The following is a 14,718-nucleotide window of genomic DNA, read 5'->3' as shown; positions in this document are numbered from 1 at the left end:
TTAAAGTTAACTTTAAGGTCAATAGGGCATGAAGATCGGAGAATTGGCGCAGCGCGCCGGCATGGCCGCCTCGGCGATACGCTACTACGAGCAGTTGGGGTTGTTGCCGAAACCGGTGCGCGGCGTCAACGGCTATCGGGTGTACGGCGACAGCGCGCTGGAGCGTTTGCACCTGATCCAAATCGGCCAGAATCTGGGTTTTTCGCTGCAGGCGATCCAACGCGTGCTGGCGCTGCAGGGCAGCGCTTATGAGGATGGGTTGATACGTGGCGTCGATGAACGGCTGGCGGAGATCGAGCTGATGATGGCCACGCTGAATGAACAACGAGAAACCTTGTTGACGACCCGGCTGACCTTATTGGCGTCCGGTGTGGCAGGGCTGTGCCAAACCAAGGGCGAAAAACAGGCCGACGCATCGCCGGCCCGGCCGGCAAAGCTTAGCGGCGTTTAAAGGCGGAACGCCCGGCATACACCGCCGCGGCGCCCAATTGGTCTTCGATGCGCATCAGCTGATTGTATTTTTCGATGCGCTCGCCGCGGCTCGGCGCGCCGGTTTTCAGATGGCCGGCTCGCATCGCGATCGTCATGTCGGCGATAAAGCTGTCGACGGTTTCACCGCTGCGGTGCGAGATAAAGGTGCCCCAGCCGTTCGCCTGGCAGAGCTGTACGGCGGCGAAGGTTTCGCTCAGCGTGCCGATCTGGTTCAGCTTGATCAGCGCCGCATTGGCCAACCGTTCATCAATCCCGCGCTGGATGTATTTCACGTTGGTGACGAACAGATCGTCGCCGACCAGCTCCACCTGGTCGCCCAGGGCATCGCTCAGAATACGCCAGCCGGCCCAATCGTCTTCGGCCAAGCCGTCTTCAATCAGCACGATGGGGAAGTCCTGCACCAGCCGTTGGTAATAGGCCGTCATCTGGGCTGCGTCCAACTCGAGGTTCTCGCTGCGCAGACGGTACTTGCCGTCGGCGTAGAATTCGCTCGAGGCCGGATCCATGCAGATCGCGATATCTTCTCCCGGCCGGTAGCCGGCTTTTTCTATCGCCTGCACGATCAGCTCGAGCGGCTGGCGATTTGAGGCGACCGCCGGCGCGAAACCGCCTTCGTCACCGACGCCGACCGACAGGCCTTTTTCCAACAGGATTTGGCGTAGCGCCTGATAAACTTCACTACCCCAGCGCACGGCCTCGCGCAGCGACGGCGCGCCCAGGGGAGCTATCATAAACTCCTGAAAGTCCGCCCCTTGCCACCGGGCGTGCACGCCGCCGTTGATGATATTCATGCAGGGCACCGGCAGCAGGTTGGCGCCGATGCCGCCCAGATAACGATACAGCGGCAGCTGCGACAATTGCGCCGCGAGGCGGGCGGCGGCCAGAGAAACGCCGAGCAGGGCGTTGGCCCCCAATCGGCTCTTGTTCTCGCTGCCGTCCAGCGCGATCAGCCGGCGGTCAATCTCCGCCTGTTGGCGCACATCCACCCCGAGTAGCGCCTCATTGATCGCCGTTTTGACGCTGTGCACCGCCTCCAGTACGCCTTTGCCGCCGAAACGGTGCGGATCGCCGTCGCGGTGCTCCACCGCCTCGCGCGACCCGGTGCTGGCTCCCGAAGGCACCGAAGCCCGGGCCACGACGCCCGCCGCGCTCATGTCGACTTCGACGGTCGGGTTGCCGCGCGAATCCAGGATCTCTCTGGCGGTTACGCTTTCAATCTCATAGCTCATGGGTAGTCACCTCGTTCTAGGGAGTGGGAACGTGTTTTATCAGCACGTCGATGGATAAATGGTTGATGAATTCGAAACCGAAGGAGGCAAAGACGCCAAACGGACGGTTCTGATGGCCGAGCAACAAAAGATCGACACCTTCACGGGCAATCAGGGCTTCGACGTCTTTGAAGCGATGGATGCTGACGATTGCGCGCACCTCCAGGGGGATTGAGCAGTCTTCCACCAGGCGGCTGAGCATGGCTTTGGCGGCGATCACCTCGCTGGACTGGCGATCTTTGGTTTGCGCATCGCTGAGGTAGTCCAACTCGGCATAGTCGGCGCTGATGTGCGCCACGGTAATGCGCGTATTCATCTGCTGATTGAGGCGTTCGGCATGGCGCAACAGCAGCCGGCCGTCGCGTTCATCCTGTACCAGCAGTAAAGCGTGTTGATAGAGCGGCATGACTTATCTCCCTGCGTTAGCGATCTGGAGGGTTAACCACGGTAAAACCTCTTTTTTTCGGCTCGTCATATCGGGCAGCGATACCTGACGAATGCCGAGCACCCGGTTCGACGAGAAATACAGGGTGGAGCGGCGGCGGGTGATATCGGTGACCAATAGTGCAGCCATCTCCAGCCCGGCTTCCTGCTTCGCTTGTTCAAGCGCCTGTTGCAGTGCGGGCAACAGCGGATCGATGTCGCTCATGGCCCGCACTTCTATCTGCGACAGCAGCAGCGAAACGGTATGGATGCGGTAATTCTTGGCGTCGCGCTGCAGCAACTGCGGGGCGGATTGCCCGGAGAGATCGGTTTTGGCGGCCAGCAGCCCGGCGATGAAAGCGTCATAGTCGACGTGAGAGATTGCGCGCAACCGGGTGACCGCCAGCCGATCCTGTTCCGTGGTGGTCGGCGCACTGAGCGCGACGGTGTCGCTCAGGATAGCTCCCAGCAGCAGAGTGGCCTGCGCGGCGCTAAGTGGCATCGGCCTTTCTGCCGTCAGGATCTGCAGGATCACGGTGGCGCAACAGCCGACGGCGCGCACCCAGACATCGGGCGGGTTGCGGGTGACTAACGTGCCCAGCCGGTGATGGTCGATAACGCCGACCACGTCGCTGTCGGGCAATGATGCCGGCCCTTGTTCGATATCGGTAAAATCGACCAGCCAGACTTTACGGTCACGAAGATCGCCTTTCAGGAGTGCAGGCGCTTGCACGCCGGCGGCGGCCAGTATGTAGCGGGTTTCCGGCGTCAGGTCGCCGAGGCGGAAAGCCACGGCCGGTTTGCCGAGGTGATTGAGCCAGTCCGCGACCACCAGCGCGCTGCAGATGCTGTCGCTGTCGGGATTTTTATGGCCGAAAACGTACAGGGGCATTTCCCGCGCGACGGCATCGGGCTGGAACGGAAAAGGGGTAAGACGTGAGATTTCATTCATAGCGACTCCTGACATACCTGCCTAAAAAATAAAGCGAAGTTGTATATCAGGCGTCATCATCCGGTTCGAGTGAACGCGGCGGTTGGGAAAGGTGGAACACCATCACCTTGTGAACGACTGTAGCGCAGCGCGGGGGTAAACGCAACGTCCGGCAAAGTTGGCGAGAATACATAATCGGATTGATACTGAGAGTGAGTCTATGATGGACAAGGATATTTGTCGCTACCGACGGATAGGGCGAACGGACTCACGCCGGCTGGCTGCGCCGGAACCGTGGGTGACACAATGGGAGACAACATGCTCGAACCCTGCTTCCCCGAAAACGAAGCCGAACGCCTGTCGGTATTGAATTCGCTGAACGTGCTGGATTCAAACTCGGTGGAAAAACTGGATCGCATCACGCGGCTGGCGGCGAAATACTTCGGCGTGACCATTGCGCTGGTGTCGCTGATCGACCGGGATCGCCAATGGTTTTTATCGCGCTACGGTCTGGATGCCCGGGAAACGCCGCGCAATATCTCGTTTTGCGGCCATGCGATCTTGCAACGCGAAGCGCTGGTGGTGCCCGATACCGCCAACGACCCGCGCTTTTTCGATAATCCGCTGGTGATCGGCGGGCCGAGGATCGGTTTCTACGTCGGGCAGCCGCTGCTGTCGCTCGACGGGCTGCCGCTCGGCACCCTGTGCATTATCGACAGCCACCCGCAGCCGTTTTCCCCGGAACAACTGGCCGATCTGCATGATTTCGCCGCCGTGGTGGAGGAGTATCTGCAAAGTATTGAGCGCCACGTCTATACCGAAAACCTGAAGTCCGACCTGCAGCGCACGGAGGCCCTGTTCGAACAGACCTTCGCCCAGGCGGCGGTAGGGATGGCGCTGGTTTCGCTGCAGGGGTATTGGCTGCGGGTGAACCCGCGCATCTGCGAAATGCTGCACTATTCCGAGCGCGAACTGATGGATCGCACCTTCCAGGACATTACCTATCCGCTCGATCTCAATACCGACCTGGAAAAGCTGCAGCAGCTGTTGAAAAATGAAATCAGCACCTACTCGATGGAAAAACGCTATTTCCGCGCCGACGGCTCGATCGTTTGGGTGCAGCTGACGGTGGCGCTCAATCGCTTGCCGAACGGCAAACCGGACCATTTCATCTCGGTTATCGTCGATATCAGCGAGCGCAAGGCGGCCGAGGCCGATCTGTTCGCGTTGCAGCATGAGCTGGAGGAACGCGTCGAAACCCGCACGCGGGAGCTGAATGTGGTGGTCAAAAAACTCAACGAAGAGATTGAAACCCGCGTGCTCGCCGAATATCAGCTCAGTGCGGAGAAGGAGCGTCTGCGCGCCATTACCGACAACATGCCGGCCTTAATCAGCCAGATCGACGGCAATGAACGCTACCTGTTCGCCAACAGCGCCTACAAAACCTGGTTCGGTCTGGAGGAGTCCAGCCTCAGGGGGATGACGGTGCGCGATTTCATGGGGGAAAGCGTTTATCGGATAGCAAAACCGATGATCGAACGGGCCCTCGCGGGCGAAATGGTGAGTTTTGAGAATGAGCTGCAGACCCGGCAGGGGCTGCTGATGATCCACACCACGCTGGTGCCGTGCGAAGCGCAGGGCTTTTACATTCTCGCCATGGACATCACCGAACTGAAGCGGCTGCAGCAGCGGCTGGAATATGACGCGACCCACGACATGCTGACCGGATTGACCAACCGCCGCGCGTTTCTGTGCCGGTTGTCGGGCACGCTGCAGGCCTGTTGCCATCAGCGGCAGATGGCGCTGCTGTTTATCGATCTCGACGGCTTCAAAAACCCTTAACGACAGCTATGGCCATGATTTCGGCGACGCGATCCTGAAAACCTTCGCCACGTTGCTCAGCGCCTGCGCCGGCGAGCGCCACAGCGTCTCGCGTCTGGCCGGTGACGAGTTCACGGTGATCCTGTGGCCGTTGACGGATCCGCGGCGCGAGGTCAGCGAGTTTTGCGAAAACGTGTTGGCGCAACTGGCCACAATTACGCAGATCGGGCCGCAGAAGGTACGGCTTTCCGCCAGCATCGGCGCGGCCATTTCCCCACGCGGCGATGTGACGGAGGAGATGCTGCTGACCCGCGCCGACGGTGCGATGTATCAGGCGAAATCGGCCGGAAAGGGCACTTACGCCATCTGCGAGCTGTGAGCGTGCAACCGCGGCAGTGTCAGGGTAAGCTGTTTTTTCTTTTCCTGTGAGCAGAACTCCGGACTGATTGCATGGCGTCAAATCATCAACATAAAGACTGGCTCGAATTGCGACGCGATGACGAAACCGGTATTGAGAGCGTCAACGCTCACTTTCAGGGGCATGCCTACGATCCTCACGATCATGATGAAATGCTGGTGGGCGTCACGCAGCAGGGCTTGCAGCGTTTCCATTGCCACCGCTCGCTGCATACCAGCCGGCCGGGGCGCGCCATGCTGATCGAGCCGGGCGCGGTGCACGATGGCCATGCGCCGCAGGCCGAGGGGTTTACCTATGCGATGCTTTATCTGCCGCAGCGCTGGGTCTCCGACGCGATGAGCCGCCGCGGATTGGGGGACGCTTCGGTGCTGGAAGGCGCCTTCCACAGCACGTTGACCGACGATCCGATGCTGGCGACCGCGATCCACCAGGCGTTTTTTGCGTTGCATCAGGGGGAAGGCCGGCTGGCGCGCGATCAAAGCCTGGATCAACTGCTGACGCTTTTGGCACGGCATATTCGCGTTCGGCCAACTTCCCAAAGCGATGACGCTTTAATTGAGATGAATCGCTTGCGGGACTACTTGCATGCACATATGGCGGATAATCCCAGCCTGGATGAACTTGCTCTTCAGTGCGGCCTGGATCGTTTCCGCCTGACTCGCCAGTTCACCCGGGCTTTCGGCCAGTCGCCGCACGCTTATTTGGTTCGGTTGAGGCTGCGGGCTGCACGCTTGCTGTTGGCGCAGGGGGAAGAACCGGCGCAGGTCGCCATGCAGGTGGGTTTTGCCGATCAGAGCCATTTGGGCCGCTGGTTCCAGCGCGCCTACCGATTATCGCCGGCGGCCTATCAACGCCAGTGCACAAACGTTCTATACCGTTGACTTGCCATCTCCGATGATGCGCGTTTAACAGCACAACGGAGTAGAGCGAAATATGTTTGATACCAAGATAGCGTTTATCGTGCGTGACGATCTGCCAACCTGGCAGCGGCTGAACGTGGTGGCCTTTCTGGCGACGGGCATCGCCGCCGCGGCCCCGGAAATCATCGGCGAGCGTTACGTGGATGCGCAGGGCAGACGCTACGGCGCCATTTCCGGGCAGCCGATGCTGATTTTCGCCGCGGATCTGCCGGGCCTGCAAAATGTGCATCGCAAAGGATTGGAGCGGGAATTAACGCTGATCCCCTATGTGCACGCCATGTTCGCGACCGGGCACGATGAAGCCAACCGCCAGGTTTTTCGCGCTGAAGACGCGGACAATCTGGATTTGGTCGGCCTGGCGCTGCGCGGGCCGAAGAAAGCGGTGGATAAGGCGATAAAAGGCCTGGCGCTCCACGGCTAGGGCTGGAAAGTGCGCAGCCCGGCGGCGAAAGCAGGGGGCCCGTCCCATGCCGTCTGAATGGCGGCATGGGGGCTTTGGCGGCAACACTTGAAATGAGGTTCGGGCATCATTAAATGATAAGAACCGCGGTTTTTTGCGCCGTCGGCGAGGCTCTTATATATTTAGTAGCATGCCTGAGGCAGGTTAGGCATGAAACGGCGGTCGGTCGGGCCGCTGCAAGTACGACAGTTAATCCGTTCGCCAAGAGGCTGCGAGCCTGTGCTTTCGGTAGGGACAGCCGCCAATCGTTTTTACGGCGACCGAAGGCGGAGCAGCTACTCACAGGTCACGAGGACACTTACCATGCATAAGAGAACACTGGCGTCACTGCATTACGAAAACATGCCTTACGATGGGGTACACTTTCATATTTTGAAACGGGAAACGCCTGGCCATACGGCGTTGCTGAAGCTGGATGCGGGCAGCCGACAACCGGCGCGTTTTCATCCGGGCTGGGTGAAACTGATGGTGCTGAGCGGTGAACTGAAGGTTGACGATCAGACGTTGCAACCCCATGAGATGTTAATCATTCCTGCCAATACCGCCTATACGGTACAGGCCATTACGGAAGTGATTTGTCTGGCGATTTCCGAGCTGGACGGCGCCGAGTTGGCCCGTTGATGAAATAACAACTCTGGATGGAGGAGAGCCTAGGCGCTCTCCCTATCCCTTCAGCATTAAGCCGCCCCCCCGGGCTGAGCTGCCTGCTGATTGATGCGTATACCTCCTGATTATGCCACCGCGCTTTCCCTATCCATCACTTTCGGCCACGTCGCCCCCGCAACGAGCCGCCATTGCGCAGCGCATGCGCAACGCCTGCGTTTTACGCAGAACGATGAAATTTTGGTGTAAATAGTGAGTTTCTTCGCATAAGGCCCCTGGTGTGGCTTGCGACAGCGTCACTATATGGAGGATCATGCGGCCTCTCTATCAAATAAAAGACATTCGCGTTATCAAAAGGGACAAACGACCATGGGATTCGAAGTCGACAACGCCGAAACGAAACACATCGACCTCAGCAGCCACGAAAACTCCTCGTTCGAGGTGACGGGGCTGGTGAAACACTATCCGGCGGGCTTTGTCATTCCTTACCACTCGCATAGGCGCTGCCACTTGCTCTATTCGCAGCAGGGCGTTATGGCGGTCGAGGCGAGCAGCGGGCGCTGGATCGTGCCGCCCACCACCGCAGTCTGGCTGCGGCCGGGGGTAGAGCATCAGATCGTCATGCAGAGCAACATCTGCGTTTACGGGATTTTGGTCGATGAAATCACCGCCGCGCGTTTGCCGCTGCGCGACGGCGTCTTGCAGGTCTCACCGCTGCTGCGAGAGCTGATCGCTCAGCTGGCGACGCTGGCGCCCGAAGGGGCGGAGACCCAACGCAATGCGCTGCTCAGAGCGTTGTTCCTTGAGGAGTTGAGCCTGCAGCCGCAGCTGGCGCTGCACCTGCCTTGGCCGGCAGAGGCGAGAATGGCCGAAATTTGCCGGCAGTTGGTCATCACGCCGGCCGACGATCGCGGCATTGAGGCCTGGGCCGATTCACTGTCGATCAGCGCAAAGACCTTTCAACGCCATTTCAGCCAACAAACCGGCATCACCTTCGGCCAGTGGAAACAGCGCCTGCGGCTGCTGTCGTCCATTCCGCTGCTGTTGGCCGGCCACTCGATCATCCACGCCGCCTTCGAAAGCGGTTACGAGAGCCACAGCGCCTATTCGGTGGCGTTCAAAAAACTGTTTGGTGTTTCGCCTTCGCGCTTTACGCTATAGCCTTATGGCATAGCGCGCTTCTCCTATAGATTGAAGCAACCTAATGACGTATAAAGCAAAGCAGTCAACCTCCGAGGCCGCTTCCTGTGATAAAAATTGTCGTGTATCTGATTCTCGCCGTGACGATCGCCATTATTGCGGCCAGAGTCATCTTTCGTTTGCCGAATATCTCCCAGCGTCTGCCGCAGGCGGCATTGCCGGCGGATCCTGCCGCCCAGCTGCCGGCGCGCGCCGCCGAACTGATGGCGGCGCATCCGGGCCTGAGCGGCGTGGTACCGCTGGCCAGCGGTCACGATGCCTTCGCCAGCCGCCTGGCGCTGGCGCGGATGGCGGAAAGGTCGATCGACGCCCAGTACTACATCTGGCATAACGACACCTCCGGGCAGATCCTGCTGAAAACCCTGTATGACGCGGCTCAACGCGGCGTGCGCGTGCGGCTGTTGCTGGACGATAACGGCGTCGCCATGGACGAGACCCTGGCGGCGCTGAACGCCCAGGAAAACGTCGAGATCCGCCTGTTTAACCCGTCAACCGTGCGCACGCCGAAGCTGTCCGGCTACGCCTTTGACTTTATGCGCATGAACCGGCGCATGCATAACAAGTCTTACATCGTCGACGGCGCCGTGGCGATCATCGGCGGCCGCAATATCGGCGACGAGTATTTCCAGGTCGGCGACGAAAACTATTTCCTCGATCTCGACGTGCTGAGCGTCGGCAACGTGGTGGCGGAGACCGCCGAGGTCTTCGATCGCTACTGGAACAGCGCGTCGGTGTTTGGCGTTGAGCAGATTATCCGGGGCAAAGGCGACCTTTCCGCCTTCCTGGCACAGGCCACCGCGACCGAAAGCAGCGAACGGGCCCGCAAACTGGCGGTGCAGCTGGAAACCAGCGCGGTGCGCTTTCGCGATGGCGTCGTCCAGCCGGAATTCACCCAGGTAGAGCTGGTGGCCGACGATCCGGCGAAAGGGCTGGGCAAGGCTTCGCGCGATCGTTTGATGGTGACGCAGCTGAGCAAGATTATCGGCGGCGTCGGCCGGCAACTGGATCTGGTTTCCGCCTATTTCGTGCCGGGCCGGGAAGGGGCGAGCTTTTTTGAATCGCTCGCCAAACAGGGAAAATCCATTCGCGTGCTGACCAACGCGATGAACACCACCGACGTGCTGGTGGTGCATGCCGGCTACGCCAAATACCGGCGTGAACTACTGCAGGCGGGCGTCGAGCTGTTTGAGCTGAAGCTGCGCGCCGGCCAGCCGACGGGGCGGCAGGAACTCAAACCGCTGGGACTGTCCGGCGCGGCGCTGCACGCGAAAACCTTCGCCATCGACGATAAACGGGTATTTATCGGCTCGTTCAATTTCGATCCGCGATCGGCGCACCTGAACTGCGAAATGGGCTTCTTGATCGACAGCCCGACGCTGGCGGCCGACACCCGCCAGCTGTTTGATGGCCCGCTCGAGTACGCCGCCTACCGCCCGGCGCTGACGCCCGCGGGCAAAATGGTCTGGAACGAAGCCTTCGAAGACGGCCACATCGAGGTGCATCAGCAAGAGCCCGGCGCCGGCTGGGTAAAACGCATCGTTCTCATCGTGGCCGGCTGGCTGCCGATCGAATGGATGCTGTAACGGCGCGGCGGTAGGGAAAAGCGCCCCTGTCTCAGGCACGTTTCTTGCTTTATCCAGGAGTCTCCTCTTATCAGCAGGTTACTCCATGGCCCTTTCTGCTCTGAGCTTTGTACAGGCGTCGAAAAAAAGCGAAATCGCGGGTTTGCAACAGCTGTTGCAGCTGGGTGAACTGGTTGGTGCGGTCAGCCTGATGATCCACGCACTGCAACGGGAACGAGGCACCTCGAACATCTTCTTATGTTCTCATGGGAACACCTGGGGAAAGCAACTGAGTGAGCGGGCACTGGAGGTCCGGAAGGCAGAGGAGGCCGTCAGTCAGTGGCTTGCGTCTCAGGATCTTACCGGCCCCAACCTGGCGAATGCACCGCGATTACTCAGCCGCATTGCCTCGGTGTTGCATAGCCTCAGTACGTTACCGCAACTGCGTCAGCAGGTTCTTGGACTGTCTATCAGTCAGCCTGATGCCATGAATGCCTACAACGAGGTGATTCGCTCGCATTTGTCACTGGTCTTCGAAACGGCGGATATCTCCGGCGATCCGTCAATTTCACGGGCATTGCTGGCGATGTTCAGTTTTATGCAGGGAAAAGAGCTGGCCGCACAAGAGCGGGCCACGGCCGCCGCCGGTTTTGCGGCAGGGCATTTTGATGTCATCGCGCAACAGCAATTCACAGGCTTAATCGAGAGCCAGGAGCGCTGCTTTCAGACCTTCATGGAATTCGCGGCTCCCCGCTGTCTGGCAATGTGGCGGCAGCAGATGAACCAGGACAGCAGTGAATTTGAACGTTTCAGGCGAATTGCCTGCACGCGCGTCAGGCCTGGCGGTGAGACGACGGATACCGCATTACGCTGGTTTGACGTTGCGACGGCGCGAATCGATGGAATGAAAGTGGTGGAGGATGAGCTGCAAGCTGCTCTGATGGCCTCCTGCCGCCAGCGTATCCGTGAAGCACAGGCCGCCCTTGCGCTTCAGCAGCAGAATATTGACCAAATCCCACAGTCTGAAAGCCATTACTCCGCGCTACTCTCGCCGCAGCTTAGTCGTTCGGTTCTTGAGCTTGTTGAACAGCAGTCCCGCCAGCTGCAGGCGCTCGATGCCGAACTTTCTCAACTTCGCGTCACGCTGACCGAGCGCAAACTGGTTGAGCGGGCAAAGGGCCTGCTGATGCAGCATCAGGGCTTAACGGAACCCCAGGCGCATAAGGCACTGCTTGAGATGGCAATGAATCAGAATAAGAAACTTTCGGAAATTGCTGACGCGATGCTTGCCGTGTCTGCGCTGTTAGGCAAAAACGGGCACAAACCAGGCCAATAACTGCACCTTCTGTGTGCAATTACGCTGTGCAGGATGTGCAGTTCCGGTGCACCAGAAAGGGCGTCAAAGCGACAGAATAAGGCTAACCCTCTGATTTTTTTTTGATACCGCAGGTTGGCACACAAGCTGCATTCTTTTTAATAGCAACAGCACTAAACCAATGGCGGTTTAGTCAGCATTACGGATAAAGGCGTCCGTTAGCGTTCAGGGAACTGAGCGCTAACTGGACGCTTTTTTTTTCCATTTTTCAACCTAACGGGAAGCCCTGATGACACAAGACGACAAAAAGACTCCGGGACAACTCTCCCGCCGCTGCTTTCTTGCGGGGAGTGCGGTGCTCGGCGGCAGCATGTTGATGTCAGGATTCATGAACCGGGTCTGGGCTGCCGGTTCCGACACGCCAGAGAAGAAAGAGATTCGCGTCGGGTTCATTCCCCTGACCGACTGCTCCTCAGTGGTGATGGCGGCGGTAAAGAAATTTGATGAGAAGTACGGCATTAAAATCATCCCGAGCAAGGAGTCGAGCTGGGCGTCAGTACGCGACAAACTGGTGTCTGGTGAGCTGGATGCGGCGCATGTTCTGTATGGGATGCTCTATGGCCTGCAGCTTGGCGTGTCCGGCCCGCAGCATGAGATGGCGATGCTGATGTCTCTCAACCAGAACGGGCAGGCCATTACGCTCTCTGAGCAGTTAAAGCAGGCGGGCGTGACGGATGCTGCATCGCTACAAAAAGTGGTCCAGGCCAGTGCGAAGGGGACCTATACCTTTGCGCAGACGTTCCCGACCGGCACGCACGCGATGTGGCTTTACTACTGGCTGGCAAACGCCGGTATCCATCCCTTTAACGACGTGCGCAATGTCGTGGTGCCTCCGCCGCAAATGGTCATGAACATGAAAATCGGCAATATGAGCGGTTTTTGCGTGGGGGAACCCTGGAACCAGCGCGCGATTCAGGACGGCATTGGTTTCACTGCTGTCACCTCACAGGAAATCTGGCCGGATCATCCGGAAAAAGTGCTCGGCACAACCTCTGCCTGGGTGACTGAAAACCCGAATGCGGCTCGCGCGCTGACCGCCGCGGTGCTGGATGCCTCCCGCTGGATAGACACCTCTGATGCCAATCGTAGTGAAACCGCTCAGGTCGTTGCGGCGCGGGCGTACATCAACACGCCACTCAAGACGATTCAGGGGCGGATGCTCGGCGACTACGAAAATGGGCTGGGGAAAACGTGGAAAGATGCCCACCGCATGCGCTTCTTCAACGATGGCGCGGTCAATTATCCGTATCTCTCCGATGGCATGTGGTTCCTGACTCAGCAGAAGCGCTGGGGATTGCTGGACAGCGAGCCTGACTACCTCGGTATCGCCCAAAAAATTAACCGTATTGACGTCTACAAACAAGCTGCCGCCGCGGTTGGCGGGATCAATTTGCCATCCAGCGACATGCGAAGCAGCACGTTGATTGACGGCAAAGTCTGGGACGGCAGCAACCCTGCTGACTACGCCAACAGTTTTGCAATGAAACGCTAAGTGAGGCCACAGATGTCCGTAAATTTGAAAACCAATGTCGTCACGTTGACGGAGCCTGCCGCGGTCAGCGTTGAATCGCCCGCCAGCGCAGAAGTGATCACGATCGAGAGAGCCGCTCCGGTAGCCAGAACGGATACCTTTATTGTCCGGCTTCGCGCGAGCGTTCGCCGCTTCATGCAGAAAATGATCCCCGCCATTCTCGGGGCCGTCGTGCTGCTGCTCCTGTGGCAAATCGCCGCCAGTAGCAGTAAAGGCTTCCCGACGCCCGCTCAGACCTGGGAGGCGGCGAAGGTGATTTTTGCCGATCCGTTCTATATCAACGGGCCAAACGATATGGGCATTGGCTGGAATGTCCTGGCCTCGCTACAGCGAGTTGCGATTGGTTTCGGGCTTGCCGCGCTGGTCGGCATCCCGGCCGGGTTTCTGATTGGCCGCTTCAGCTTCATCGCCAGCATGTTCAACGCCATTATCTCGCTGCTGCGCCCGGTCAGCCCGCTGGCGTGGTTGCCGATTGGATTGCTGTTGTTCCAGCGCGCGGAGCCCGCCTCGTCCTGGACCATTTTCATCTGTTCTATCTGGCCGATGATCCTCAATACCGCAGAAGGGGTGATGCGCATTCCGCAGGACTATCTCAACGTTGCGCGGGTGCTGAAACTCAGCGAATTCACCGTAATGCGCAAGATCCTGTTTCCTGCCGTGCTGCCGTACATTCTGACCGGGGTGCGGTTGTCCATCGGTATCGCCTGGCTGGTGATTGTTGCGGCTGAAATGCTGACCGGCGGCGTGGGCATCGGTTTTTGGATCTGGAACGAATGGAACAACCTCAACGTGGAAAACATTATCGTCGCCATTCTGCTGATTGGTGCCGTGGGGATGTTACTGGAGCAGGGGCTGATGGCCGTTGCCCGTCGCTTAAGTTACGACAATCACTAGGAGCCCGCGATGAAAAAAGAAAAATCGATTATCAGCGTCCAGAGCGTCACTCAACGTTTTCCTTCAGCGAAAACCACTTTTCTGGCGCTCGATAACGTCAGCTTTGATATCGCAGAAGGCGAAACGGTCAGCCTGATTGGCCACTCAGGTTGCGGAAAGTCGACCCTGCTGAATTTGATTGCCGGGCTGAGTCGCCCGACGGAAGGCGTGCTGCTGTGCGACAACAAAGAGATTACCGGGCCGGGACCAGAGCGCGGGGTCGTCTTCCAGAACCATTCGCTGCTGCCATGGTTAACCGCTTTTGAGAATGTCGAACTGGCGGTGCGGCAGGTCTTTAAAGACCAGATGAACAAAAGCGAAATGCACGACTGGATTTTGCACAATCTCGAACTGGTGCACATGGAGCATGCGGCCGATAAGCGCCCGGGCGCCATTTCAGGCGGCATGAAGCAGCGTGTCGGTATCGCCCGTGCCTTGGCGATGAAACCGAAAGTTTTGCTGATGGATGAACCTTTCGGGGCGCTGGATGCGCTGACGCGGGCGCATCTTCAGGACGCCGTTATGGACATTCAGGCGCGTCTGAAAACCACCATTTTGCTGATCACCCACGACGTTGATGAAGCGGTGCTGCTGTCTGACCGCGTGATGATGATGACTAATGGTCCGGCGGCGAAAGTCGGTGAAGTGTTACAGGTTGAGCTGTCACGCCCCCGCAGTCGACTGGCTTTGTCGAACGATCCTCTGTTCCACCAGTATCGCCAGCAGGTGCTGCATTTTCTCTATGCAAAACACCGGGCAGCGGCCTGATTCCATGAGGGGA

13 protein-coding genes, 1 pseudogene and 1 riboswitch are annotated in these 14,718 nt (G+C 58.8%); of the genes and pseudogenes, 11 read left to right on the top strand and 3 right to left on the bottom strand.

The window, feature by feature from the left end; translation table 11 throughout:
- Positions 1-28: 28 nt before the first annotated feature.
- Positions 29-451, top strand: coding sequence for a MerR family transcriptional regulator (locus ACJ8MK_RS09150; RefSeq protein ID WP_101426918.1), 423 nt, complete (start codon positions 29-31; stop codon positions 449-451).
- Here the strand turns inward: ACJ8MK_RS09150 and eno are convergent.
- Genes eno through ACJ8MK_RS09135 form a run of 3 tightly spaced genes read right to left on the bottom strand, consistent with a single transcriptional unit; the run spans position 438 to position 3,135 of the window.
- The gene (eno, locus tag ACJ8MK_RS09145; protein WP_060436315.1) at positions 438-1,721 is read right to left on the bottom strand and encodes a phosphopyruvate hydratase; all 1,284 of its coding nucleotides are present in this window, start codon (positions 1,719-1,721) and stop codon (positions 438-440) included. The genes ACJ8MK_RS09150 and eno overlap by 14 nt on opposite strands.
- Positions 1,722-1,737: 16 nt before the next feature.
- On the bottom strand, positions 1,738-2,166 hold the full coding sequence (locus ACJ8MK_RS09140; protein ID WP_033648314.1) for a universal stress protein: 429 nt from the start codon (positions 2,164-2,166) through the stop codon (positions 1,738-1,740).
- Positions 2,167-2,169: 3 nt separating this feature from the next.
- Entirely contained in the window at positions 2,170-3,135 is a 966-nt protein-coding gene (locus ACJ8MK_RS09135) for a DHHA2 domain-containing protein (protein ID WP_101426919.1), read from the bottom strand.
- Positions 3,136-3,175: 40 nt separating this feature from the next.
- A riboswitch (Fluoride riboswitch) is annotated at positions 3,176-3,251 on the bottom strand.
- Between the two features lie 181 nt (positions 3,252-3,432).
- On the opposite strand from ACJ8MK_RS09135, the pseudogene ACJ8MK_RS09130 reads away from it, so the two are divergent.
- The 10 genes and pseudogenes from ACJ8MK_RS09130 (at position 3,433) to ACJ8MK_RS09085 (ending at position 14,705) form a co-directional block, all read left to right on the top strand.
- Positions 3,433-5,314, top strand: a pseudogene (locus ACJ8MK_RS09130) (diguanylate cyclase domain-containing protein).
- A gap of 71 nt (positions 5,315-5,385) precedes the next feature.
- Entirely contained in the window at positions 5,386-6,234 is an 849-nt protein-coding gene (locus ACJ8MK_RS09125; protein ID WP_047567479.1) for an AraC family transcriptional regulator, read from the top strand.
- A 52-nt stretch (positions 6,235-6,286) separates the two neighbouring features.
- Positions 6,287-6,694, top strand: coding sequence for a DUF2000 domain-containing protein (locus ACJ8MK_RS09120; protein WP_033653160.1), 408 nt, complete (start codon positions 6,287-6,289; stop codon positions 6,692-6,694).
- A gap of 342 nt (positions 6,695-7,036) precedes the next feature.
- Positions 7,037-7,354 carry a cupin domain-containing protein gene (locus tag ACJ8MK_RS09115; RefSeq protein WP_015377878.1) on the top strand — a complete coding sequence of 106 codons (318 nt, stop codon included), beginning with the start codon at positions 7,037-7,039 and terminating at the stop codon, positions 7,352-7,354.
- A 351-nt stretch (positions 7,355-7,705) separates the two neighbouring features.
- Positions 7,706-8,497 (top strand): AraC family transcriptional regulator, encoded by a 792-nt coding sequence (locus ACJ8MK_RS09110; protein WP_442517671.1) that lies wholly within the window; start codon positions 7,706-7,708, stop codon positions 8,495-8,497.
- An 86-nt stretch (positions 8,498-8,583) separates the two neighbouring features.
- Positions 8,584-10,119: a phospholipase D family protein gene (locus tag ACJ8MK_RS09105; protein WP_101426921.1), complete on the top strand. Its 1,536-nt coding sequence runs from the start codon at positions 8,584-8,586 to the stop codon at positions 10,117-10,119.
- An 85-nt stretch (positions 10,120-10,204) separates the two neighbouring features.
- On the top strand, positions 10,205-11,434 hold the full coding sequence (locus tag ACJ8MK_RS09100) for a nitrate regulatory protein (RefSeq protein WP_033653155.1): 1,230 nt from the start codon (positions 10,205-10,207) through the stop codon (positions 11,432-11,434).
- A gap of 268 nt (positions 11,435-11,702) precedes the next feature.
- On the top strand, positions 11,703-12,965 hold the full coding sequence (locus ACJ8MK_RS09095; protein WP_442517670.1) for a CmpA/NrtA family ABC transporter substrate-binding protein: 1,263 nt from the start codon (positions 11,703-11,705) through the stop codon (positions 12,963-12,965).
- Between the two features lie 12 nt (positions 12,966-12,977).
- Positions 12,978-13,898 (top strand): nitrate ABC transporter permease, encoded by a 921-nt coding sequence (gene ntrB, locus ACJ8MK_RS09090; RefSeq protein WP_052133434.1) that lies wholly within the window; start codon positions 12,978-12,980, stop codon positions 13,896-13,898.
- A 9-nt stretch (positions 13,899-13,907) separates the two neighbouring features.
- Positions 13,908-14,705, top strand: coding sequence for an ABC transporter ATP-binding protein (locus ACJ8MK_RS09085; protein WP_442517669.1), 798 nt, complete (start codon positions 13,908-13,910; stop codon positions 14,703-14,705).
- Positions 14,706-14,718 lie beyond the last annotated feature (13 nt).

Source organism: Serratia sp. CY38905, from assembly GCF_052168875.1.
GTDB classification, from domain to species: domain Bacteria; phylum Pseudomonadota; class Gammaproteobacteria; order Enterobacterales; family Enterobacteriaceae; genus Serratia; species Serratia sarumanii.
The sequence above is the reverse complement of the archived record's forward strand: the minus strand, read 5'-3'. Positions and strand labels throughout refer to the sequence as shown.